Source organism: Sporosarcina koreensis, from assembly GCF_001531445.1.
Taxonomy (GTDB): Bacteria; Bacillota; Bacilli; order Bacillales_A; family Planococcaceae; genus Sporosarcina; species Sporosarcina koreensis_C.
On sequence record NZ_LQYA01000006.1, the window covers coordinates 1 to 20615 of the forward strand.

Annotated in this window: 19 protein-coding genes, 2 pseudogenes and 1 other annotated feature; of the genes and pseudogenes, 6 read left to right on the forward strand and 15 right to left on the reverse strand. The window is 41.1% G+C overall.

The features are described from left to right. Window positions 1-482 precede the first annotated feature (482 nt). A pseudogene (locus AWV70_RS22760) lies at window positions 483-668 on the forward strand (ring-cleaving dioxygenase); the annotation flags it as partial. Window positions 669-738: 70 nt separating this feature from the next. Here the strand turns inward: AWV70_RS22760 and brnQ are convergent. The 5 genes from brnQ to AWV70_RS01935 all read right to left on the reverse strand — a co-directional run bounded on the left by brnQ (window position 739) and on the right by AWV70_RS01935 (window position 5670). Next, window positions 739-2040, reverse strand: coding sequence for a branched-chain amino acid transport system II carrier protein (brnQ, locus tag AWV70_RS01920; RefSeq protein WP_060203813.1), 1302 nt, complete (start codon window positions 2038-2040; stop codon window positions 739-741). A gap of 13 nt (window positions 2041-2053) precedes the next feature. After that, window positions 2054-2860 carry a YitT family protein gene (locus tag AWV70_RS01925; RefSeq protein ID WP_060203815.1) on the reverse strand — a complete coding sequence of 269 codons (807 nt, stop codon included), beginning with the start codon at window positions 2858-2860 and terminating at the stop codon, window positions 2054-2056. Window positions 2861-2932: 72 nt separating this feature from the next. Next, window positions 2933-3183 (reverse strand) — a binding site (T-box leader). A 155-nt stretch (window positions 3184-3338) separates the two neighbouring features. Further along, entirely contained in the window at window positions 3339-3488 is a 150-nt protein-coding gene (rpmG, locus tag AWV70_RS22765; protein ID WP_082713419.1) for a 50S ribosomal protein L33, read from the reverse strand. A gap of 15 nt (window positions 3489-3503) precedes the next feature. Continuing rightward, on the reverse strand, window positions 3504-4607 hold the full coding sequence (locus AWV70_RS01930; protein WP_060203817.1) for a GTP-binding protein: 1104 nt from the start codon (window positions 4605-4607) through the stop codon (window positions 3504-3506). Between the two features lie 25 nt (window positions 4608-4632). Next, on the reverse strand, window positions 4633-5670 hold the full coding sequence (locus tag AWV70_RS01935; RefSeq protein ID WP_060203819.1) for a metal ABC transporter solute-binding protein, Zn/Mn family: 1038 nt from the start codon (window positions 5668-5670) through the stop codon (window positions 4633-4635). A 471-nt stretch (window positions 5671-6141) separates the two neighbouring features. On the opposite strand from AWV70_RS01935, the gene helD reads away from it, so the two are divergent. The 4 genes and pseudogenes from helD (at window position 6142) to yiaA (ending at window position 10736) form a co-directional block, all read left to right on the forward strand. After that, window positions 6142-8478, forward strand: coding sequence for an RNA polymerase recycling motor HelD (gene helD / locus AWV70_RS01940; protein WP_060203821.1), 2337 nt, complete (start codon window positions 6142-6144; stop codon window positions 8476-8478). A gap of 160 nt (window positions 8479-8638) precedes the next feature. Further along, a pseudogene (locus AWV70_RS01945) lies at window positions 8639-9369 on the forward strand (phosphate ABC transporter ATP-binding protein). Then, window positions 9366-10121 (forward strand): ABC transporter permease, encoded by a 756-nt coding sequence (locus AWV70_RS01950; protein ID WP_060203823.1) that lies wholly within the window; start codon window positions 9366-9368, stop codon window positions 10119-10121. The pseudogene AWV70_RS01945 and the gene AWV70_RS01950 overlap by 4 nt, the downstream one beginning before the upstream one ends. A 144-nt stretch (window positions 10122-10265) precedes the next feature. Continuing rightward, on the forward strand, window positions 10266-10736 hold the full coding sequence (gene yiaA / locus AWV70_RS01955; protein ID WP_060203825.1) for an inner membrane protein YiaA: 471 nt from the start codon (window positions 10266-10268) through the stop codon (window positions 10734-10736). Window positions 10737-10841: 105 nt separating this feature from the next. On the opposite strand, the gene AWV70_RS01960 is transcribed toward yiaA, so the two are convergent. Further along, window positions 10842-11132 (reverse strand): HesB/YadR/YfhF family protein, encoded by a 291-nt coding sequence (locus AWV70_RS01960; protein WP_060203827.1) that lies wholly within the window; start codon window positions 11130-11132, stop codon window positions 10842-10844. A gap of 175 nt (window positions 11133-11307) precedes the next feature. Here AWV70_RS01960 and AWV70_RS01965 point away from each other — a divergent pair, with 175 nt between their 5' ends. After that, a complete protein-coding gene (locus AWV70_RS01965; RefSeq protein ID WP_060203829.1) occupies window positions 11308-12813 on the forward strand; it encodes a methyl-accepting chemotaxis protein in 1506 nt (501 codons plus the stop codon). A 72-nt stretch (window positions 12814-12885) separates the two neighbouring features. On the opposite strand, the gene AWV70_RS01970 is transcribed toward AWV70_RS01965, so the two are convergent. The 9 genes from AWV70_RS01970 to AWV70_RS02010 all read right to left on the reverse strand — a co-directional run bounded on the left by AWV70_RS01970 (window position 12886) and on the right by AWV70_RS02010 (window position 20615). Next, on the reverse strand, window positions 12886-14274 hold the full coding sequence (locus AWV70_RS01970; protein ID WP_060203831.1) for an MDR family MFS transporter: 1389 nt from the start codon (window positions 14272-14274) through the stop codon (window positions 12886-12888). A gap of 26 nt (window positions 14275-14300) precedes the next feature. Further along, on the reverse strand, window positions 14301-14876 hold the full coding sequence (locus AWV70_RS01975) for a TetR/AcrR family transcriptional regulator (protein ID WP_060203833.1): 576 nt from the start codon (window positions 14874-14876) through the stop codon (window positions 14301-14303). 238 nt (window positions 14877-15114) lie between these two features. Next, window positions 15115-15615 (reverse strand): flavin reductase family protein, encoded by a 501-nt coding sequence (locus AWV70_RS01980; RefSeq protein ID WP_306464354.1) that lies wholly within the window; start codon window positions 15613-15615, stop codon window positions 15115-15117. Between the two features lie 80 nt (window positions 15616-15695). After that, window positions 15696-16319: a superoxide dismutase gene (locus tag AWV70_RS01985; RefSeq protein WP_060203835.1), complete on the reverse strand. Its 624-nt coding sequence runs from the start codon at window positions 16317-16319 to the stop codon at window positions 15696-15698. A 174-nt stretch (window positions 16320-16493) separates the two neighbouring features. After that, the gene (locus AWV70_RS01990; protein ID WP_060203837.1) at window positions 16494-17129 is read right to left on the reverse strand and encodes a helix-turn-helix transcriptional regulator; all 636 of its coding nucleotides are present in this window, start codon (window positions 17127-17129) and stop codon (window positions 16494-16496) included. 96 nt (window positions 17130-17225) lie between these two features. Continuing rightward, window positions 17226-18068, reverse strand: coding sequence for a pirin family protein (locus tag AWV70_RS01995; protein ID WP_060203839.1), 843 nt, complete (start codon window positions 18066-18068; stop codon window positions 17226-17228). A 114-nt stretch (window positions 18069-18182) separates the two neighbouring features. Continuing rightward, complete coding sequence (locus AWV70_RS02000; protein ID WP_060203841.1) at window positions 18183-18827, reverse strand: FMN-dependent NADH-azoreductase; 645 nt, start codon at window positions 18825-18827, stop codon at window positions 18183-18185. A 148-nt stretch (window positions 18828-18975) separates the two neighbouring features. Continuing rightward, complete coding sequence (locus tag AWV70_RS02005; protein WP_060203843.1) at window positions 18976-19542, reverse strand: NADPH-dependent FMN reductase; 567 nt, start codon at window positions 19540-19542, stop codon at window positions 18976-18978. A 14-nt stretch (window positions 19543-19556) separates the two neighbouring features. Beyond that, complete coding sequence (locus AWV70_RS02010; RefSeq protein WP_060203845.1) at window positions 19557-20615, reverse strand: LLM class flavin-dependent oxidoreductase; 1059 nt, start codon at window positions 20613-20615, stop codon at window positions 19557-19559.

The following is a 20615-nucleotide window of genomic DNA, read 5'->3' on the forward strand; positions in this document are numbered from 1 at the left end:
CATGATATATACTCGCCAAACCGCCACTGGCGTCGCCACAATCCCCATCAATCGAAAGAAGAATGAACGATCGACAACAAGCGAAAACAAAAGTCACGATGACAGCTGCAATCAATAATGTAAACCAATTCTTTGATTTCTCCACTCTTGATCAGTTGCTCGTAGAAGACGCTGACAGGCATGTGGAGAACTTTTTTTGTTCTTCCAGAATGTGATCCTTATCTTCCGGCGAAAGCCTTCTGGAACCTCCACGATCTCCGCGCCTTTTCGGTTTCAGCGCTTTAAATCCAATGCGACGGTAATTCAGTAGCCACACCTTCATCGTCTTCGCAGCGACTTTACGTTCTCAAAACATGGTAAGATTAATGTGCGTTAAAGTATTTATCCAAATGACCCCAGCTCCTTCTTGGGAAGGTTGATTCGCCAAAATCAAGGATCATTTTTAAATATTTTGTGGCCTCTTTTTTTAGATCTCCAGAAATCCCACGATTCTGTTCGAATTAGCAACAGATGGTCCTGGATTCATGGGTGATGAGCCATATGAAACGCTTGGCGAAAAACTTTCCTTGCCCCCATTCTATGAAAACAAACGCGAGACAATCGAAGGTCTTGTACGATCGATCGACACTGTCCGCAGCACAAAGAACTTTGAAAAAGAGTACTTGTGAGAATAGGATTTAATAATAAAGAGTAACCATCCCTTGCGAATATACCGCAAGTAGGAAGGTTACTCTTTTCCTATTCAATCACTTCATTATTACACTTATCCATCCCGTAACCAACCATTGCAGCAACAAATGCAGGCAAGACCCAGCCCAGTCCATGCTCAAAGAATGGGATCACATCTAGCCATCCGGTTACGCCTTCGACTTCATACCCGATACTCGTCAACGCTTCGTACAATGCAAAAATTGACGCAACGCAAACCGCAAGCCGATACATCATCTTCCCTCCGCCAGCAAAATGCTGGAACAAGGACAGGATGATCAACACAATGGAAATCGGATAAATGAACACCAACAGAGGCGTTGCAAAACTAAGAATCGCGTTCAACCCCAAATTAGACACCAACAAGCCTATCAATACAAAAATAGCGACATACGAACGGTATTGAATTTTCGGATAAATTTCATTAAAAAATCTCGCACAGGCATTGGTCAAGCCGACACAAGTGGTCAGACATGCCAACGTCACGATTGATCCGAACAGAAGTCCGCCACCACTGGCGAACAATAAATCCGATGCAACAGTCAGTATCTCTGCGCCATTCGCAAAGTCGTTCTCCCCGGGGATGACCCTGCCGATCCATCCTAAGGATACATAGACAACGGCCAATCCAAGCCCGGCTATGACACCGGCTCCCAACGTACCTTTCACCAGTGCCGACTTGGAGTTTGCGCCTTTATCTTTCAGAGCGTTGATGACGACAATCCCGAATGCCAGCGCCGCCACGGCATCCATCGTGAAATACCCTTCCACGAAACCTTTGACAAATGGAGACGAAGCATAGCTTCCCTTCGCCGGAGAAGCAATGTCCTCAAATTTGACGAAAGCCTGAATGACGAGAATAGCTAACACTACTAATAAAATAGGTGTTAAAAGTTGTCCAATGCGATCCACGATTTTCTTTGGATTTAAACTAATGAAGTAGGTCGCTCCGAAAAACAGCAAGGAGAATACAAACAGCGCGAGCCAGCCGTTAACGTTTACGATTTGCTTGAACCCCAACTCGTAAGCGACATTCGAAGCTCTCGGTATCCCATATAAAGCCCCGATTGACATATAGATGATAATCGCAAATATCAGGCCGAACAGCTTATGCACCCGGCTGCCAATGGAGACGAGTCCGTTCTCAGACAAAGAGATTGCCATAATTGCCATGAATGGCAACAGCACACCAGTAATCAGAAACCCGGTAATCGCCGACCCGAAGTTATTCCCTGATTCCAACCCTAGGAGGGGCGGAAAAATAAGATTGCCCGCTCCGAAAAATAAAGAAAATAGCATCAAGCCTAAAAACAGCACATTTTTTCTACTCATTTTGTGAAGCCTCCTAATTCTTAGCGAAAACACCATCTACTTCAACAGTCTCAAATATATTAATAAATGCTTTCTCGTCATAGCTGCGGACAACCTTTTTCACCTGCAACATTTCATACCGTGTCACGACCGTCATTAAAATGTGTTTTTTCTCTTGCGTGTAGCCGCCGTACCCTTCCGTGATCGTAATGCCCCGATAGATGGACTTCAATAAATCTTCCCGGATTGCCTCCCCTTGCGAAGTGACAATTTGCATCGTTAACTTGATATGGTTTGTATGAATGCTATCAATCATCTTGCCTGTCAAATAGATGGACAAAAGCGTATATAAGGCGATATTCCAATCGAAAGCAGCACCGGAAATAAGAACGATGATGCCATTCATGCCCGTTAGGAGAAGACCGATACTAATATTACTCGTTCGGGAAAGTATAATCGCAATAATATCCAAGCCGCCCGAAGTTCCGGAAAATTTTAAGATCAGTCCGACTCCAATGCCTCCTATGACCCCTCCAAAGATCGTCGACAACAAAATATTGTCTGTCACTGCGACAACCGGCACCAAATATAAAAATGCGGAAAGCGACAACACACAAATCAGTGTATTAACCGTAATCACCTTCCCAAGTTTAACGTATCCCAAAATCAACAAAGGCAGATTCAGCAAGAGGTTCATCAAACCAATATCAAATGGTGTAATCAATCCAATCAAAATAGCAATCCCACTAATTCCACTGCTCAAAATTCCATAGGGGACGAGAAAACAGTTAAAGGCAAACGCAACAATCAATGAACCTGCAACGACGATCAGATTTTTCATAACAATCGAACCTCCCTAAAGTAAAAATGATGCAACTCACCGTTATTTTCCCCATAAAAAAACTCGCCCCTAAACAGGGACGAGTTTGTGCTCGCGATACCACCCATATTCCGCAAGTCCCTCAAAAAGAAACCGTGCGGCGCTCAGTCAACGTACGATCATACGCGTTCCTAATAACGGAGGAAATCCGGCAAAGCTTACTGTTTTCAGCATTGCATCTCGGAGAATGATTTTCGGAATAGATCTGTCCATCGACTTCCACCAAGCGTCGACTCTCTAAAGAACAGGGTTCTTCTCTTACTGTTTCTCGTCACCGATTTTCATTTTATACAATACAACTTTACAGAGGGTGATTGTCAAAGTCAATAAGCATTGATTATTTCATAACTTTTCGACCATTCATTTTTACTTTCTGGTAGATCACTGTTCACCGCGCACAAACGGTAATCATTACGATTTAAAAAACAACAAAAAAATTTCACTTCGTTTCTCGATGAAGAGTCACTCTCCTCAAACGTGGGCAATACTTCTTTAATTCGATGCGCTCTGGCTTATTACGTTTATTTTTCGTCGTAATATAATTTCGATCTCCCGTTTCCGTACAGACTAGTGTGATTGTTACTCTCATCTCTACACCTCCCCTTTACAACCTTGTTAGCAGATCTTCAACATTGGACCAATCTTGCTTACGCTCTTCATCTGTAAGCAGACATTTGTTCAAACCTTGGATAATCTCTTGCTGATCCATATCGATTCCAATGAAGACAAGCTCATTCATTTTTTCCCCGGACTCCTCATCCCACATTCCCGCTATTTCAAACGTTATAGATGGACCTGCTTGGGATAGTAAAACCATGCTATCGTCACGGGTAGCCAACCATAGAAACCCTTTTGCCCGAACGATCTCAGCCGGCCATTCTAAAAGCCAATTCTCCAGGCGCACTGGGTGAAATGGAATTTTATCCCTATACACAAACGACGCAATTCCGTACTCTTCCGTCTCAGGAACATGCTCCTCGTTCAATTCCTTAATCCATCCAGCACTTTGACTGGCAGCCTCAAAATCAAACAATCCCGTATCCAACACTTCGCTTATCGGTACTTGGGAACGCACTGTCTCAATGATGTTCGCATCAGGATTTAACGCTTGCAGCATACCTTTTAACTCGCCAACATTTTCTGGAGATAGTAAATCCGTCTTGTTCAATAGCAGGACATTGGCAAATTCAATCTGCTCAATAAGCAAATCAGCAACCTCTCGTTCATCGACTTCCGAAACAGCTTCCCGTCGTTCCAGCAAAGTATCGCCAGATGTAAAGTCGTTCCAAAAAGCATTCACATCTACAACGGTCACCATTGTATCCAATCGACATAGTCTCGATAGATCAATGCCAAGCGCTTCGTCTACATAGGTAAACGTCTGCGCAACCGGAATCGGTTCACTAATTCCCGAAGATTCGATTACAATGTAGTCAATATCCCCAAGAGCCGCCAATTTTTCCACTTCAAGCATTAAATCCTCACGAAGTGTACAGCAAATACAGCCATTTTGCAGCTCTACCAATTTTTCTTCTGTCCGTGAAAAGCCGCCTTGTTTTAATAAAGAAGCATCAATATTCACTTCACTCATATCATTGACAATGACAGCAACTTTCAACTCATCCCGGTTGTGTAAAATATGGTTCAACAACGTCGTCTTCCCTGCGCCTAAATAACCACTTAGCACTGTAACAGGTATTTTTTTCACCCTTCACTCCTCCTTTTAACAGAAATTATTCGTTGCTCAATGCTTTCTTCAACGTTTCGATGTTGTGCTCCATTAAGGATAAATAATCTTCATTGTTTTTCACATCGTCCGCAGTTAAAACACCCAGATTATGAAGCATCAATGATTCTGCTCCGATTTCTTTTCTAATGACATCCGTTAGTTTAGAAGAAACGTTTTGTTCAAATAACACATACTTAATATGATTTTCTTTCGCATATTCAACGAGGGATGCCAGTTGTTTTTGTGAAGGTTCACTTTGTGAATTCAGTCCAGCTACCGCCACTTGTTCTAATCCATACGCATTAGCGATATAGCCAAATGCTGCATGCGAGACAAAGAATGTTTTCGTAGGTGCATGGACTGCCATCTCTTTAAATTTTTGGTCCAATTCTACTAAATCACTTTTCAAGCTTTCAAAGTTTTGTTCAAATACATCCTTTTTCTCAGGCATAGCTTCAATAAGTGAATCTTTAATCGTCGTTGCTAGCTCAATGCTCAATAATGGAGAAATCCATACATGCGGGTCGTACTCCCCATGTTCATGATTGTGCTCCTTATGATTATGTGTATCTTCACTCGCTTCTTCATGGTCATGCGACTCTTCGCCTTCCCCATCATGACCGTGATCATGGTCATGATCGTGATGATGCCCTTCACCTAACGATTCTTTAGGAATACTGTCCGCTACCGCTACAATTTTGACATGCTCGCCTTTCATTGTTTTTTCGGCGTTTTCTACGAAGCCTTCAAGCCCAAGCCCGACATAAAAGAAGACATCCGAGTCAGCAAGCGTCATCATATCTTTTTGAGTTGGCTCGAATGTATGCTCATCGGCTCCGGGCGGATAAATTGATTGGACTTTAACCGCTTCCCCGCCAATTCGCTCCGTGAAGTATTGAAGTGGATAAACAGTCGTATATACAGATAAGACTTCATCACCACCTCCCGTTTTTTCTTTCACATGTACAGGCTCGTTATTGCTGCATGCAGTGAGTAGTACTAAGAAAATCACTGACAATGCGGAAAGAAACTTTTTGTTCATTTCGTAAATCCTCCTTTCGATCGCCAAATCGTAATCGTTACGATTTGTCGGTTTATTTATCTTACAAGAAAGGTTTCTACTATGCAACTGTTTTTTTAAATTCATACCATTTGTCTGACATTGATTTCGGTTCTAAAAGTCATACGCCCACAAGCTTTTTTTGTAAAACTTGGTTACATGCGATTTGTAAGCCCAATTGATATCGGAAGGCAATGGTTCCAATTTCACGACAAAAGCCCCTTTCCAATTCATATTGGAAAGGGGCTTTCAGTTTTCATTTCATCATAGGAAAACGGACAACATTATTATGTATACGACAATCCACCCATTGAACAAAATGAAGTCTTATGGTAAATTTATTAAGATAGACTTTGTATTGTTAAGATGAATATATTATCCCAACTTTAATTATACAACACAATCTATTCATCAGTCAACCCTTTTACTCATTTTTTTAAAGGAGTGTTAGCTATGAAGTCAACTTTTCAGCAGGAGCAGCAACGCGTAGACAATGCGCTGGAAGTCATTACAGAACGGATTCACAAACTGGAGGAAGATACGACCCGACAACGGAACGAGGTCGTACAAATCCGCAAGCATTTCTGGGATGAAGTCAAAGTCAATGTCGATACGTTTGACGACTATCTTGAGACGATCATCGGTCTAAGACAGGAAGCGCAAGCACTCGCTGTCAGTCAAACCACTCATCGCCATGCATCCAAACGATTGTCCACACTGCGTCGAATGAAGGAAGCTCCTTACTTTGGCCGAATTGATTTCATTGAAGATGGTGTTTCAACTGAAGAACAAATTTATATTGGAATTGCTACGCTATCTGATGACAGCGGTGAAGATTTCCTTATATACGACTGGCGGGCGCCAATTTCAAGTGTTTACTATGATTATCAGCCGGGAGACGCTTCCTATGTAACCCCCGGTGGAGTTATCGAAGGAAAATTGGTGAAAAAGTGGCAATATCTTATTCGCGGCGGTGTTCTTCAATCGATGTTCGACACGAGTCTCACGATTGGGGACGAAATTTTGCAGCAAGTGCTAGGTAAAGGCACTGATAAACATATGCACAGCATCGTCGCCACCATTCAGCAGGAACAGAACCGGATTATCCGCCACGATCAAGGAAAACTTCTCATCGTCCACGGTGCGGCAGGAAGCGGAAAGACGTCAGCCGCCCTCCAACGGATTGCCTATTTGCTATACAAATACCGAGATTGCTTGAAGGCCGACCAAATTATTCTTTTTTCACCGAACACATTGTTCAACAGTTATGTGTCCAATGTTCTGCCGGAGCTCGGCGAAGAAAATATGCAGCAAGTCACCTTCCAAGAATACTTGAATCATCGATTAAGCAAGAACTATCAAGTCGAGAATCCTTACGATCAGTTGGAATATGTGTTAACCGCAACGGATTCCCCTTCCTATCATTCAAGAGTGGCAAGTATACGATTCAAAGCATCACCACTTTTCTTCGATGCGATCGAATCATATAGGGAGTCATTAGAGATTTCCGGCATGCAATTCAAAGACTTGATTTTCAGAGGAAAGCCGATTGTATCCAAAGAGCAAATAGCGGAACGATTTTATCGAAAAGACACCTCATTACGCTTCCACAACCGTCTCGAAAAGCTGCAGGATTGGTTGCTGAACAAACTGAAAGAAGCGCTAAAAGTTGAACGGCATCAACCATGGGTGCTAGAGCGAATCGAGCTACTTAGCGACGAGGAATACAATAAAGCGCATGCGTACTTAGCGAAAAAGCACGGTTTTAAAAGAGACTCAATCGCTGATTATGAGGTGGACACAAAAGAACTGGCTCAATTGATCGTACAACAGAGATTGAGGCCGTTGCAAAGACGAGTTCGGGCATTTGAGTTCATCGATATGAAAGGCATCTACAAGCAGCTGTTTGCCGACCCTTTGGCAATAAAACAATGGATGAACGGGGACACACCTGCGGAATGGCCATCTATTTGCGAAGAAACGGCACAAATATTAGATGAAGACCAACTTCGCTACGAGGATGCAACTCCCTTTCTACTGCTGAATGAGCTCATTAAAGGCTTTCAGGCAAATCGTACGATTAAACATATCGTCGTTGACGAGGCGCAGGATTATTCCCCTTTCCAATTTGAGTTTTTGAGACGTTTATTTCCATCTGCAAAGATGACTGTGTTGGGGGATTTCAATCAGGCAATATTCGCGCATGCAAGCGAAACAGTCGATTTCCACGTACTCACGAATCTATTTGGCCCCGATGAAACAGAAGTAATCACTATGACAAGAAGCTACCGATCTACAAAACCGATTATTGAATTCACACGTAAATTAATGCCGAAAGGCGACCAGATTATCCCATTTTATCGTGAAGGAGAGTTGCCTGAACTCAAACGGGTGATCGATCATGAAGAACTGCGCCGCAGCATCGCTGAAAAAGTTGCTCATTTTCAAAGCGTCGGCTACAACACCATCGCAATCATATGCAAATCAGCAGAGGAGAGCAGACATGCATATGAATCACTGTCTACGATTGAAGACATAAAATTGTTGCGAAAGGGTTCCATGGAATATGAGCAAGGAGTTGTCGTCGTGCCAGCATATTTGGCAAAAGGCATTGAGTTTGATGCGGTCACCATTTACGATGCATCCGAGCATATTTATGGAGACGAGAGCCTTCGCAGAATTTTTTATACCGCGTGCACGAGGGCAATGCACGATTTGCAATTGTATAGCGTCGGGGAGGCTACCCCGCTGTTAGAAACCGTTCCGCGGGATTGTTTCATCTTAGCTTAACTAAAGCAAGGGATTCCGTTTCGACCTACTTCTGTCCTTATATCGACCGTCGATGCATTGACGGTCGATATAAGGATTAATTTATTTACAGACGATAACTGCTACAGTAAAAAATCAGCTATAATTTTCTCTAGCGGAATAAAAACTAGGAGCGGATTGTATGACCAATTTAGATGAACCTGCCCTTCAGTTTCGAAACGTCGATTATAGCGTTAATGGCGTTTCGATTTTACATGATATTACAGGTTCTTTTCCAAAGGGAACGATTACAACACTTGTCGGTCCTTCCGGCTCTGGAAAGTCGACATTACTTAAACTTTGCAACAGCTTGTTAACCCCTACTTCAGGTGACATATATATAGATGCCAAACATATTTCTACATACGATCCAATCGCGCTGCGTCGCCACGTCGGAATCGCTTTACAAAGTGCTCCAATGGTGAAAGGCACCGTTTTTCAAAACTTAGCACTTCCTTTCGAACTTCAAGGTAAGGAACTTGCCGAGCAAGATGCCTTCGAAATCCTGGAAGATGTTGGCTTGAAGAGCGATGTGTTGCACCGAAAGACGAGCGACTTATCAGGCGGGCAGCAGCAAAAAGTTTCAATCGCACGCACATTGCTTAACCGATCGGAAATCTTATTGCTGGATGAAATCACATCTGCTCTAGATAGGAATTCGTTGCATGAAATCGAGCAATGATCGTCAACATCAACCGTAAATACGATTCGACAATCGTATGGATCACCCATAATTTAGAGCAAGCCATTTCCATTGGCCATTTCACATGGGTGCTAATTGATGGCAAACTTATCGAAACTGGTGACAGTGATTTATTAAAATCACCGACTCATGCATTGGTGAAGCAATTTGTACAGGGGGACCATCGATGAGTTACACAACCTTGGCTATCGCACTCGTTTTTATCGTCATTCCTTTACTGCTGTCAAGGACGCTTCGTCTAGGGTTGGAAAAAGATACAATTACTGCGACGATCCGGTCAATCCTCCAATTGCTTGCAGTTGGCTATATACTGAAATTCGTTTTCGATTCGGATGATGTTGTGTACATCATTCTCATGGTGACATTGATGATTGGGGCAGCGACACAAAATGTGCGCAAAAAAGGGAAAGCGATTGGCGGGATCACATGGAAAGTTGCTGTAACATTAGTGACTGTCGAACTTTTGACGCAAAGTATTTTACTAGGCTTCCGAATTGTACCCCCTACCGCACAATATATCATTTCTATAAGCGGCATGATTATTGGCAATTCCATGGTACTCTCCATTCTATTCCTCAATCGATTTACGGCGGAGATCGACGCGCATCGCGATGAAACAGAATTGATCCTTTCGCTTGGCGGTACACCAAAACAAGCAATCCAAAGACAATTGATCCAATCAATCAAGGCAAGCATGATTCCAACAATCGAAAGCCAAAAAACAATCGGCCTTGTGCAATTGCCTGGCATGATGAGTGGACAAATCATCGCTGGTGCCGACCCGATGCAAGCCGTTCAATTTCAATTGTTGATCATCTTCCTGTTGCTAACGACTGCCGCAGTGACAAGCATCCTACTCGGCCTTTTATCGTATCGTAGTCTATTCAATAAACGTATGCAACTTCTGCAAGAAAAACAATAAGTTACGTCAATACGACTGAACTTTTACAGCCATTTACACCTATACACCGTACGGCAGATTAGTAAGAAAGACGGGACATGGAAAAATATGTTGCCGATGTAAATCCCTTTGGATATGATAATCAAAAGGGATGGTGAATTTTCAATGAAAAATGATATTGAAGATTTATTTGACAGAGAAAAGCGAAATGAGCCAAAGATGAAAGTGGAAAGAAAAGATGGGGAACCGACTGCAGCTTTCAAAGGGGCTTCCTGGGCAGCGTTATTCATTGGGGTTTCGGCTTATCTGATAGGATTGTTTAACGCAGGAATGGAACTGAATGAAAAAGGATATTACTTTGCGATATTAATATTCGGGCTCTATTCATCCGTGTCTTTGCAAAAAGCGGTAAGGGATAAAGATGAAAACATTCCGGTTACAAATATTTACTATGGCCTTAGCTGGTTCGCACTTCTTATATCGATATTGTTAATGGGCATCGGTTTGTACAATGCCGGAAGTATTGTTTTAAGTGAAAAAGGGTTTTATGCCATGGCCTTTGTTCTAAGTATATTTGCAGCAATTACAGTTCAGAAAAACGTCAGAGATACACAGAAGGCAAGGGAGATGGATTGAACCATTTCTTTACTAGCGTTTAACCCCGTTCTAGACTTAGAGCGGGGTTTTGCACGGCTGGCTTTCATCCACCAAACCTTCTCAAGCATAACTAAAAATTAACCGTTACTTTTCATGAAAAACAAATGCTAACTCTTCTCCTTCTACAACCACTTTCATATCAAACTCATTCAAAAACCAAGAATTATTCTTATTAAAGTAAAATGTGATTCCTTCCACCACATCTTTTACAGCAATGTCCCCTTCTTTCCCAATAGACATGCCCAAGGAATAATTCGGATGCGCAGTAGGGATGCCGCCGTAAAGTTGAACGTAATATTGAACATAATCCCCCTGCTTCACATCCATCTCTTTTTTATACCAATTAGCCGCTTCCAGACTCACTTCAAATTTCATCTTCTAACCACCCTTTTCTGTTTTTACTCAGTAATAGAATCTTTGCACTGCTCATTTCTTCTTAATTGTACATAAAGATCGCGAAATTATCTTCAATTCAAGACTTTCTTCTTGCACCACTATCAATTGATTGGTAAAGTGATAAGTATCAAGGGAATATAATGGAGGATGGAACATGTTTAAGAAAAAAACGGATACTCATTTCGAGACATTACTTACTGAAATTGATCGGCTTAGGAAAGAATCCAAACAGGAAAAACCTACTTCTACTCAACTATCCGTTCAGACAAATAATCGTGATTTACAAAGAGTAGTCGAATCCATGAATAAATTACTAGACGCTTTACAGACAAAATATGAAAAGCTTTATATAAAACATCAGATCGTTACAGAACTAAACGGCATCGGAACATGGGATTTGGAAATAGAAGACGGCATTCCCGCTGGTAATAATGTTTATAATGATATTTTCAGAAAGTCATTAGGATATCAGAATGAAAATGATTTTCCGAATGTTTTCGATAGCTGGTATAACACAATCGCTCCAGATGAAGTCGAAACCGTAACAAACGTGTATCAGGAACATTTTTCAGGACAGACAAGAGAACCATATGACATAGAATATCAAAGTATAAAAAAAGATGGATCCATTGAATGGTTCCAAGCAAAAGCAGAAACATTACGAAATGAATTGGGCGTACCCTATCGCAACGTCGGAACGTTACTGAACATCCATGAAAACAAAACGAACACAATAAGAATCCAAAGTTTATTATCCCGCCTGGAGTTGATCGAAAAGTCACTGGGCTTCAGTGTGACAACTCTTGAAGGTGCCTGGGGCATGGACTTGAAAAACAACTTGGATACTCAAGAGGGATGGTTTTCTCCACAATTCAAGCGATTACTAGGATTTGAAGATAGTGAATTTGAACCAAAAATAGAATCATGGTTGAATCTGGTTATTGCAGAAAACAGAGAAAATGTACGAAGAAACTTTATGTCCCAACTTTATGATACAAATCAGACAGAGTTTGAGATGAAATTCCAGCTGATAATAAAAAATGGTGATGAAAGATGGTTTACCATGATGGTAAACATACTTCGTGACGACAAGGGAAATCCGACACTCATTTCAGGTGTTCTACGTGATATCAATCATGAAATAACTCGAAGAGAATACGACCTGAAAATTGAAAGAGAAATGAGCGACTTTACACACTCCCTACAAGACATCGCGGAGAATATTAAAGATATATCAAATAACGCTACAGAAATCGCCTATGAGCATAAAATAACGGCAAAATCCTCCGATGAGGCAATCGAATGCATTGAATTGACAAAATCCATAACGGAACTAATTAGAAACATTTCGACTCAAACAAATTTACTTGGACTAAATGCGTCTATCGAAGCAGCACGCGCAGGTGAACACGGAAAAGGATTTAGCGTAGTTGCTGCAGAAGTCCAAAAATTATCTTCCAATACATCTGAAGCGGTTGGGCAAATAGAAGAGATATTAGATCAAATCAACTCATCTGTACAAAGCATCGCTACAAGTGTTAATCATATGAGTGATAAGATTCAATCGCAGGCGACCGCGACCGAAGAGATTAATAGCTCGACGGAAGCTATTCATGGGATGTCTGGAAGATTATTGGAATTGATACAACAAATAAATTAGAAAATCATGTAACGCCCGCTATAATAGGCAGGCGTTTTTTGATGCTTACGTTGTAAACAATAAGAGATCATATTATTGCTTTTTACTTTTTAATTTAAATGCCAATAATATACCTAAAACTGCCAATACAGATGCAAGCATAAATGCGTTTTGAATCCCTTCCATCGCCGCTTGTTTCGGTTGTTGAAGTGATGTGTTCAAAGATGCATAACTCATCACAGAAATGAGTGTTGCAGTTCCAATTGATCCGCCAACCATACGAATTGTATTATTCATCGCCGTACCATGTGGAATAAGGTGCGGAGGTAGCGCATTAATGCCCGCCGTCATTAACGGCATCATCATCATAGATACACCAATCATCATAATGGTAAATATCGTCGCAATCCATATAAGAGATGCGTTAAGCGACAAGTTTGCATATAGAATTAACGCCATCGTAATTAAGGAAAACCCAATGACAGAAAGCCATTTACCGCCAAATTTATCGAACGCTTTACCGGTTATTGGAGACATAAAGCCCATAATTAGCGCCCCGGGAAGAAGCATTAATCCTGATTCAAGAGCAGTAAAGTCAGCTACATCTTGCGCAAAAATCGGTAGTAATGTTTGTGTTCCTACCATGATCGCAAAGACAAAGACAGACAAAATCGTTGTAATCAAAAACATAGGTGAGTTGAATACACTGAATTCCAACATAGGTTGAGTAAGTTTTAGCTGTCTTGTAATAAAGATAGCCAGCGCTACCACCCCTACACCAATTGCCCCAAGAGTTTGTGCACTCGTCCAACCAGCTGTACCCGCAATACTAAATCCGTACAGTAGTCCTCCCCATCCAAATGTTGAGAAAATAACAGATGCAATATCTATTTTCACTTGCTTTTGTTGCGTTACATTTTTCATTAAGAAGAACGCTAAAACGAGCACAATCAAAGCAACTGGAAGTACAGTGTAAAATAGAGAACGCCATGAAAACTGCACAATGAGCAATCCTGCTAATGTCGGACCGATTGCAGGAGCGAACCCTGTAACGAGACCTACCATCCCCATTGCAGATCCCCTTTTTTCAGGTGGAAAAAGCGTAAGGATAACCGTCTGCATTAACGGCATCATAATTCCAGCGCCCATCCCTTGAACAATTCTCGCTACAAGCAAGTAGGAAAAACTAGGTGCGATTGCTCCTATAAGCGTTCCAATTGAAAAAACACTTAACGCTGCAATTAAAAGATGTTTACTCGAAAACCTTTCAATGAGAAATGCTGTGACAGGTATTAATATTCCGTTCGTTAACATAAACGCTGTTGTTAACCATTGCGCTTGACTCGGATCAATTTGAAAATCGTTCATGATAGGCGGAATGGCTATAATAATTAATGTTTGATTCAATAGGGTAACAAACGACGCCGCTAACAAAATTCCAACAATAAGATTTCGATTAAATGACTGCTTTTCAGATATCATCTATTTTATACTCCTGTCCATTAAACTTATTTTTTTAATGCCTCACAAAATAATTGAATCGTATTCGTTACAAACGACTCCTCCCATTCATGTAGGAAATGCTCTTTCCATAAAGACGTCGATGAAAAATATCCATACAAAGTCGTTAAAAAAATAATTGCCTGCGCTTCTGCATCTGTCTCCTTTATTCGATTTTTTTCTTGCATGGAAGTGAAATAATCAATGATTAAGTCTTTAAGTTCATTCGTTTTTTTAGCGATGGCTTCATTTAACTCCGGAAAATCACTTCTTTCTTGAACAGCAATTAAAAAGATCGGCTTATTTTTATTCATCAATTGTAAATAAGACTTAGCAAGTAAGGTCAAATCCTTTTTCAAATCCCAAACAATACGTTTACCGAATATTTCTTCGAAACATGGGATATAAGAAAATTTATCTACCGCTGATTCGAAAACTCCCATTTTCGTCTTAAAGTGTCGAAAAATCGTCATCTCACTAACTTCGGCCTGTTGCGCAATTTCCTTTATTGAAACCTTTTGGTATCCTTTGTCTTCCATTAACGTCAATGCTGCCTGCAATATTTTATCCGAAGTATTTTGCATCTTATCCCCTCCAATAATTTTTTCCGATGTGAGTTAGCCATAACTAACATCGGAAGCAAAAAAATAATCGAAAACAATTGGCATAAAAATCCTCATGTCAGACGAAATCCCCTACGACTATTAAAACCACTGAAAGCGTCAAATCTTTTACAGTTGCATTATTTGACGCTCCCCAAAATGTATCTTTTCAAAAATGAAGTTTTCTACTGTTATACTCAGCTGCTATAAGAAGGAGATTTTAGTTCTCATGGAAGCTTGACGGTAATGCACCCATCTTTCTTCCGTGATAAACAAGGGGTGATTTCTTTTCAACAGTGATTTCCGATATCTCTCCAATAAAAATCGTGTGGTCTCCAGCTTCAATTCTCTTAAATACGTTACATTGCAACGTGGCAGCTGCCCCATGAATAATCGGCAGATGATTAGCCGAAAGATTCCACTTACAATTCGCAAAGCGATCTGTGTTCCTACTTGCAAATAAAGCAGCAATGTCTGCTTGATTGTCTGCCAAAATATTAACTGCGAACTTATCTACCTTAAGAAATGATTCGTATGTAGAAACCCTTTTATCAATTGACCATAAAATAAGCAATGGATCTAGCGATACGGATGCGAATGAATTGACTGTTAAGCCAATCGGATTATCTTTTTCATCAATTGTTGTAACGACCGTTACACCAGTGGGGTAATTTGCCATTGCTTCTTTAAAAGAATTGACTTTATCAAGACTGCTTTTCAATTCGTCACTTCCCTATATGTGGTTGGTTTTGAAATGCACAAGATAAGAGCCCGGAAGGCACCTTATCTTGTAGGCATCTATTATTTCTTCAATGCATCTTCATATTTTTCGCTTACAACATCCCAATTAATGATTTTGAAAAAGTTTGAAATATAATCAGGTCTTCTGTTTTGATAAGACAAGTAGTAAGCATGCTCCCAAACGTCCAATCCTAAAATTGCTGTGTCGCCTTCCATAATTGGATTGTCCTGATTTGGCGTGCTTGTTACCTCGATTTGTTTTTCTTTATTGACGACTAACCAAGCCCATCCAGACCCGAATCTTCCTGTTGCCGCTTTCGTAAAAACGTCTTGGAATTTTTCGAAGTTGCCAAATTCCTTGTCTAGCGCCGCCGCTAACTCTCCAGTCGGTAAATTGTTTTCAGATGGTGCCGTGAGGGTTTCCCAGAATAACGAGTGGTTCATATGTCCCCCGCCATTGTTTCGAACAGCTCCTTGGATCGCCGCAGGCAGCGTATCCAAATTAGTCAGCAGATCTTCCAATGTCTTGTTGCGTAGCGTTTCATGTCCTTCAAGTGCAGCATTGAGATTATTTACATAGGTTTGGTGATGTTTCCCATGATGAATCTCCATCGTCTGTTGATCAATAACCGGTTCCAATGCATCAAATCCATAACGTAATGCTGGTAAAGTAAAACTAGTCATTAATATTCCCCCGTTTCTCCATTTTCTTTTTATACTTTATAAACCCTTTAGTATAAAAAGTGTTCATCGTAATGATAGACCAAGTATTCAGCTGAAGTCAATGGAGTTGTCTCCAACACGCTTCCCTTTTACGATGGAAAGTTGTTGGCAACTCAGTCCCTTTTAATCAGCTTTTCAATCTTCATTGAAATTGATGAGAAAATGACAATGGTGATCGCCGTCAGCTTTGCAACTTGTTCGTTTTACACTTTTCGTATTTAATATTTCTTTGAACATATTTGTCTCGCAATTACAAGCTTGCTTAAAGTTTTTAGACACCTCAAAGATTGGACAATTATGTTCGATTAACTCAAACTCATTGTCGTCTATTTTAATGACATCAGCCATATACCCTTTTTCAATTTGAATATCCTTCAACTTCTCAACCATCTCTTCATTTGAAAAGTTGGATTGCATGTATGATGAGTATTTACTCGCCAGCCGTTCACTTCTCTTTTCAAAAAGGTGATTAATGATTTCATCTCCTTGAATTTCCTGCAGGTCATTCAAAAAGTCAACAGTAAGGTTGTCGTAGTTTTTAGGAAATAACACATCTGCCTGGGGTGTCAATGAAAAAACTTGAACGGGTCTACCAACAGGTTGCCTTATTTCAGACACATGGATGAAAGAATCTCTTTCAAGTGTATTAAGATGTTTTCTGACTGCCATCTCTGTAATTTGCAATCCTTCAGCCAATTGATTTACGGTCATTTTCGTTTCTTTTTTTAATAAATTTAGTAATTTTTCTTTTGTTGTTAAACGAGTGTTCATCGTTTTGCCACCTCCGTTGCCAGTAGCCTATCATAGCATGAATACTTCACTAATTACAAGATAGCCTTGATATACCTGGGTGGAGGCTTTTTCAAATCATTCAAATTTGCCCTCTCTATAATCTTTGTAAGCCTGTATAATCTCTTCCTCCGAATTCATCACAAACGGACCACGAGCGACAACTTTTTCTCCGATTGGTTGTCCTGCGTATAAAAGGACACGCAGTTTTTCTGTTGCATGAATGGCCACTTCCGTTTGTTGTTCATCCCCCGTGCGCTCAAGCCACAGTACTTGCCCTTGTTTTCCTTCCGTACTGTCCTTACCAAACGTTCCTTTTCCATCAACAATATAGAGGAATCCATTATAACTTCCAGGCAGATCTTGTGTAACCGACGCACCTGCATCCACATTACATTCAACCATTGTAACAGGGACATGATTTTTCGTATTCGCCGATACGCCCATCGAAGAACCAGAAAACACCCGTATTGCTGCCCCTTCCTCAAGGCGAACAGGCATATCCTGTGCACGCATATTTTGATAACGAGGTTCCGTCATCTTTTTGTCGCTCGGAAGATTAACCCACAGCTGCAGAGAGTGAACCGTTTCACCAGCAACTGGATCCTCAGTATGAATAATGCCTTTACCAGCTGTCATCCATTGAACGTCGCCCGGTTCTAGTACACCTTCACCCGCTTTATTGTCCACATGTTCAAGCTTCCCGTCAATCACATACGTAACTGTTTCAATGCCGCGGTGCGGGTGCATGCCAAATGTGCCACGGACAAAAAAATCTTCAGCCATCAATAAAAATGGGTCTACATCCTCCCAATTATTCGGTTCTATAACCAATCCCGCTTTGTGTCCTGGCGATCTCTCTTCGACAAGTACATCCCTGACACTTCTAATTCCTCTCGACACAATATGATCGTTGCTCATTTTTCAGTTCCTCCTTCTAATGAGATTGTTCTTTGAAAGTAGAGCCAATCGATGATTTTCGATTGGCTCTCTCTGCAGCCCTGCATAGGCCATATCCATATAGAACGTTTCACATTAAGCGTAAACAGTCATTTCTAGTAATCGTTGGGCAGAAGCTTTTACTTCATCCATGCCTGTTTCTATAATTTCTTGTGCTTTATGGGGCATTGCATTGTGACCTTCAATAATTACTTCATCAAGGATTTGCATACCGAAGACCCCACCGAATACATTGCGCATATAGTTGACAGCCATTTCCATCGGTGCTGCTTCTGGAGCAGAGTAAATACCGCCGCGCGCATTCAAGAAGATCGCCTTTTTATCCGTCAATAGGCTGACCAAGTTGCCTTCAGCGTCGTATTTGAATGAAAAGCCTGCAGCATATATATAATCGATAAATGTTTGCAATTTAGCTGGGATTGTCAAGTTCCATAGCGGGAATGCAATGACGACTACATCAGCAGCTGAGATGGCATCCATCGCTTTTTGTTTTGCAGCTAATAGGCGTGATTCAATATCTGTTAACTCTCCTCCGTTTTGAACTTTGCCAAAAGCGTCAAAGAGTTCTTGACCAAAATAAGGTGTGTCTTCTTTAAAAAGATCGTAAGTCGTTACGTTTACATCTTTACCTTCTACTTCAGCCATAAACGTTTCATACATTTTACTTGAAACTGCTTCTGTCGCGGGGCGATTATTTGCTTTCACTACTAAAATATTCATGCTTGAAAAAACTCTCCTCTTATATCTATTTACTGTACTGCATCTTCCATTATAAATCACTTGCACTCTTTTTGTAAGTACGTATTTAATTGTAACATAGTAATAAAAAGTAAACAGACAACTATCCTATCTGTATTCAATATATTCCTCAGAAATCATATTCTTCATCTTTTTTCTTACGAATTGCTTCGAAGGCTTCCACTGTCAATACGGTATCTTCAACCAGTCGGTCTAAACGGAAATGGATATCATCATTCACAATTTCTTTACGCAAAAAATCCTTTTCCTCAATAAAAACGTACGTCGGAACGATATGGGCTTTCATATAAGCTAAGATTGGCTTTAGTTGTTGCTCTACCATTAAATAATGCTTTGCTGTACCGGCTGTCACAACATTGCTTACGACTTTGTCCCGAAAAGCGTTGACCGGAAGCAAATCGAAGATGTTTTTCAGCGTTGCAGGAATGGATGCTTGGAAAGTTGGTGTCCCAATGATGATTGCATCAGCTGCCATAATCGTCTCTGTAACGTATTTTGTATCTCCGTCATATTCAAAGTAATTGCGCCCATCGCTAAATTCCAATGAATAGTCGGCTAGGTCAAGTAGTGTCACTTCATGTTGCGGGTATTTATGTTCAAGAATGTCAGTCACTTTTAACATGGCTGTTTTAGTTTTCGAACCGACGTTCGAGCCGGCTAGCGCTACAATTTTCATGCTGTTCACTCCCATCATGATTTGGCTGTATATTTTTTAATTGCCGGGATGATGTCATTCCCGATGATTTCAATGTTTTTCATGATCTTTTCGAATGGAACGCCGCCAAAGTCGACCTGAGCCATGAACCGCTGCATTCCGTAAAGCTCATATTGATAAAGCATCTTTTCAATAATTTCCTGAGTGCTGCCAACCATTAATGCATCACGCGTATCAGGCGCTTGGGCGAATTGCTGCTTTGGATACCCCCCGCCACGAATCGCTTGAAATCCTCCATTGATATGTGGATACATGCCTTGTAATGCCTCTTTTGTTGTATCCCCTACATAAAACAAGCTTGTTGTCGCAATGGGTAATGTTGCGGGATCAAAGCCGCTTCGTTCAGCGGCTTCACGATAAGCATCGACAGAAGGCTTAAAATTGATTGCCGGCCCTCCCAATGTAGTCAACATCATTGGAATCCCCATATAACCAGCTTTAATGGCACTCGCAGGTGGTCCTCCCACAGCTCGCCAAATAGGCAAAGAGCCATTTTTAGGTTGCGGCAGGATTTGGGCATTTTGTAACGGGGCACGGAATTCTCCTTGCCAAGTCACGCTTTCTTCTTCGTTTATTTTCATGAGAAGCTCTAATTTCTCTTCGAATATTTCTTCATAATCCTGTAAGTCAACACCAAGTAATTGATATGCGCCTACCCGTGAACCACGACCGGCAACGATTTCCGCACGGCCTCCAGAAATCAGATCAATTGTCGAGAAATCCTCATACACACGTACAGGGTCCGAGACGCTTAGCACCGTAGCGGAGCTTGTAATTTTAATCTTGCTCGTCGCCTGTGCGATAGCCCCAAGTACGACAGTGTGGGCTTGAGTTGTAAAGTACGTTTGATGACTCTCCCCGACGCCGAAGACATCAATTCCGGCTTGTTCGGCCAATTTGCTTGCTTCAATCAATTCTTTGATGCGCTGTTCGGCGGAAACACGCTCTCCTGTCAGCGGATTGGGAATGTGGTCGCCTAGTGAATAAAGCCCAAATTCCATGCCTTTTGAAGGTTCAATGCGATATTTTTCCAT

Excerpts from the sequence above, each read along its gene's own strand:
- AWV70_RS01995 (WP_060203839.1), bottom strand. The coding sequence starts at position 18,068 with ATGAGCAACGATCATATTGTGTCGAGAGGAATTAGAAGTGTCAGGGAT.
- brnQ (WP_060203813.1), bottom strand. The coding sequence starts at position 2,040 with ATGAGTAGAAAAAATGTGCTGTTTTTAGGCTTGATGCTATTTTCTTTA.
- AWV70_RS01985 (WP_060203835.1), bottom strand. The coding sequence starts at position 16,319 with ATGACTAGTTTTACTTTACCAGCATTACGTTATGGATTTGATGCATTG.
- rpmG (WP_082713419.1), bottom strand. The coding sequence starts at position 3,488 with ATGAGAGTAACAATCACACTAGTCTGTACGGAAACGGGAGATCGAAAT.
- yiaA (WP_060203825.1), top strand. The coding sequence starts at position 10,266 with ATGAAAAATGATATTGAAGATTTATTTGACAGAGAAAAGCGAAATGAG.
- AWV70_RS01970 (WP_060203831.1), bottom strand. The coding sequence starts at position 14,274 with ATGATATCTGAAAAGCAGTCATTTAATCGAAATCTTATTGTTGGAATT.
- helD (WP_060203821.1), top strand. The coding sequence starts at position 6,142 with ATGAAGTCAACTTTTCAGCAGGAGCAGCAACGCGTAGACAATGCGCTG.
- AWV70_RS01965 (WP_060203829.1), top strand. The coding sequence starts at position 11,308 with ATGTTTAAGAAAAAAACGGATACTCATTTCGAGACATTACTTACTGAA.
- AWV70_RS01990 (WP_060203837.1), bottom strand. The coding sequence starts at position 17,129 with ATGAACACTCGTTTAACAACAAAAGAAAAATTACTAAATTTATTAAAA.
- AWV70_RS01935 (WP_060203819.1), bottom strand. The coding sequence starts at position 5,670 with ATGAACAAAAAGTTTCTTTCCGCATTGTCAGTGATTTTCTTAGTACTA.
- AWV70_RS02010 (WP_060203845.1), bottom strand. The coding sequence starts at position 20,615 with ATGGAAAAATATCGCATTGAACCTTCAAAAGGCATGGAATTTGGGCTT.
- AWV70_RS02005 (WP_060203843.1), bottom strand. The coding sequence starts at position 19,542 with ATGAAAATTGTAGCGCTAGCCGGCTCGAACGTCGGTTCGAAAACTAAA.
- AWV70_RS01925 (WP_060203815.1), bottom strand. The coding sequence starts at position 2,860 with ATGAAAAATCTGATCGTCGTTGCAGGTTCATTGATTGTTGCGTTTGCC.
- AWV70_RS01950 (WP_060203823.1), top strand. The coding sequence starts at position 9,366 with ATGAGTTACACAACCTTGGCTATCGCACTCGTTTTTATCGTCATTCCT.
- AWV70_RS02000 (WP_060203841.1), bottom strand. The coding sequence starts at position 18,827 with ATGAATATTTTAGTAGTGAAAGCAAATAATCGCCCCGCGACAGAAGCA.
- AWV70_RS01960 (WP_060203827.1), bottom strand. The coding sequence starts at position 11,132 with ATGAAATTTGAAGTGAGTCTGGAAGCGGCTAATTGGTATAAAAAAGAG.
- AWV70_RS01975 (WP_060203833.1), bottom strand. The coding sequence starts at position 14,876 with ATGCAAAATACTTCGGATAAAATATTGCAGGCAGCATTGACGTTAATG.